This is a genomic window from Streptomyces graminilatus (assembly GCF_001418565.1).
Taxonomy (GTDB): domain Bacteria; phylum Actinomycetota; class Actinomycetes; order Streptomycetales; family Streptomycetaceae; genus Streptomyces; species Streptomyces graminilatus.
Window position 1 is genome coordinate 1 of record NZ_LIQQ01000813.1, and the last position, 1991, is coordinate 1991.

Here is a 1991-nt window from a genome sequence, read left to right on the forward strand (position 1 = left end):
GCCCCTACGGCGATCCCCGCCCCACACCCACGCTCACGCCTTGCTGTGCGAGAACAGCTTCAACACCGGCACCCCCACCTTGTGCCGAGCCCGAGAAGCCCAGTCCCGGTGAAAGAACTCCTCCACATAGTGGGGATCGGTCAGCACGATGACCTCATCGGCATCGACCTCGTCCACCAACCCCCGCAACGCGTCGAGCGGATGGTCCTCGACAATCTGCCCCACCGCCTCGTGCCCGACTCCCCGCAGCGCCGTCAGGGACACCTCGAGCGCCCGCTCCCCCAGCGCCGCCGCGTCGTCGCCCTCCGGGGTCTCCCGCTCGTGCGCCGCCTCGTCGAGCTCGCCCAGCGCGATGTCGTCGATGGCCCGCAGCAGCCGGTCGGCCTGGTCGCCACGGGGCTGGAGCAGCACGTGGAACGTCACGTCCTCGTCGCCGTGCAAGGTGGTGACGAACTCCACGTCGGCGGATGTCAGGGCCTTCTCGATCATCAGTACGCTCGTGAACACGACAGGCGCCCTTCTCCTCCGGGGGCCGTTCGCAGGCCCCTGCTGAAACCATCCTGCCCCGTGACCGCACGGGGACTGCGAGATTTAGTGTGCCCAGCGAAAGACAAACGGAACGACAGATTCCGGATCGTGTCCGGACGAGCCGGACCTCTTGCGTCAGGAGCGGCGATAACGGCTGAACAGGAAGCCGTCCTCCTCCAGCAAGGACACCAGTTCGAACCTGCGGGGAACCGGAATCGACGGCCCGCCCGAGATCCGCTGCGCGTCCCCCGCGGTGAGCATCGGGGAGATCGTCAGGCACAGCTCGTCGAGCACCCCGGCCGCCACGAGCTGCCCCAGCAGACGCGGCCCGCCCTCGGCCAGCAGCCGGGTGTGACCGAGGCCCGCGAGGGCCTGTACCGCGCGGGCCGGGTCGACTCCCATGCCGTCACCGGCGACGACCACCCGGGCGCCCGCCTTCTCGGCGGCCGCGACCCGGTCGGGGGCGGCGGCGGCACCCGTGAGGACCAGGGTGGGCACCAGGGGCGAGGTGAACAGCGGGAGCGAGTAGTCCAGCTCCAGGCTCGCGCTGACGATCGCGATCGCCGCGGCTTCCCCCTGCCCCGCCGACTCCCGGGCGGCGGCGAACTCCGCACGCGCGCGTGCCGGACGGTAGCCCTCCCGGCGTACCGTTTCCGCACCGACCAGGACCACGTCCGCCAGCGCCCTGAGGGTGCCGAAGATCCGCATGTCGGAGGCGCACGAGATGGGCTGGGAGCGGCCGTCGTGCTGGGCCGCGCCGTCGAGCGTGGACACCATGTTGGCGCGCAGCCAGGTTTCCCGGCGTTCGTTCGCCCGCTCGGGGTAGGCGTAGGCGGCGGCCAGCTCCGCCAGGCTCCACTCGCGGTCGGCCGCTCCGGCACCGCCGGACGGCCCACCGTCGTTCACGGCCCCTCCCGGGGCCCTGGCCACTGTCTCTTCGGTCACAGGGAACAGACGTCGCATGCGAGGCAGTCTGGCACGGCACCCTGCGGCTGTCCGGCGGGCCGGGCGCGCCCGCCTCGGGGCCGGGAACACCCATATGCCGCGTTTGTCATGGTTACCGGCTCCCCCGCCGCCCGGCTTCGCCCGCCCGGCGGGACCCTCACGCGCCGCCGGCCCTCTCCACCCCGCGGCCGACCGGCCTGGACCCCACCCGATCGCCGCCCCCACGGCACCGGTCCGGCCCGGCTCCGCCCTCCGGACAGGCCCTAGCATGGTGAACCGTGCCTACCACCCCAGCCGCACCCGATTTCGGTCCGATAGCCGACATGGCCCCGCTGTCCCTGTGCGTCCGTGAGCCGCACGTGCCCGCGGACCGGCTGGTCGCCGAGATGGTGCCGCCGCCGCGCTTCGACTCGGTGCGCTTCGGTACGTACCTCCCGGACCCGAACCAGCCCAGCCAGACCGAGGCCGTACGCGTCCTCGACGGGTTCGCGGGCGGGCTCGGTCTGGCTGGGCTGGTT

Annotated in this window: 2 protein-coding genes and 1 pseudogene; 1 reads left to right on the forward strand and 2 read right to left on the reverse strand. The window is 72.4% G+C overall.

Annotated elements, in window-relative coordinates; genetic code table 11:
* Positions 1-33: 33 nt before the first annotated feature.
* Together AOK08_RS41810 and AOK08_RS41815 are read right to left on the reverse strand one after the other, a co-directional pair.
* The gene (locus AOK08_RS41810; RefSeq protein WP_055535802.1) at positions 34-507 is read right to left on the reverse strand and encodes a hypothetical protein; all 474 of its coding nucleotides are present in this window, start codon (positions 505-507) and stop codon (positions 34-36) included.
* Between the two features lie 156 nt (positions 508-663).
* Positions 664-1491: a pyrimidine reductase family protein gene (locus AOK08_RS41815; protein ID WP_055535804.1), complete on the reverse strand. Its 828-nt coding sequence runs from the start codon at positions 1489-1491 to the stop codon at positions 664-666.
* Positions 1492-1796: 305 nt separating this feature from the next.
* On the opposite strand from AOK08_RS41815, the pseudogene AOK08_RS41820 reads away from it, so the two are divergent.
* Positions 1797-1991, forward strand: a pseudogene (locus AOK08_RS41820) (cell division protein ZapE); the annotation flags it as partial.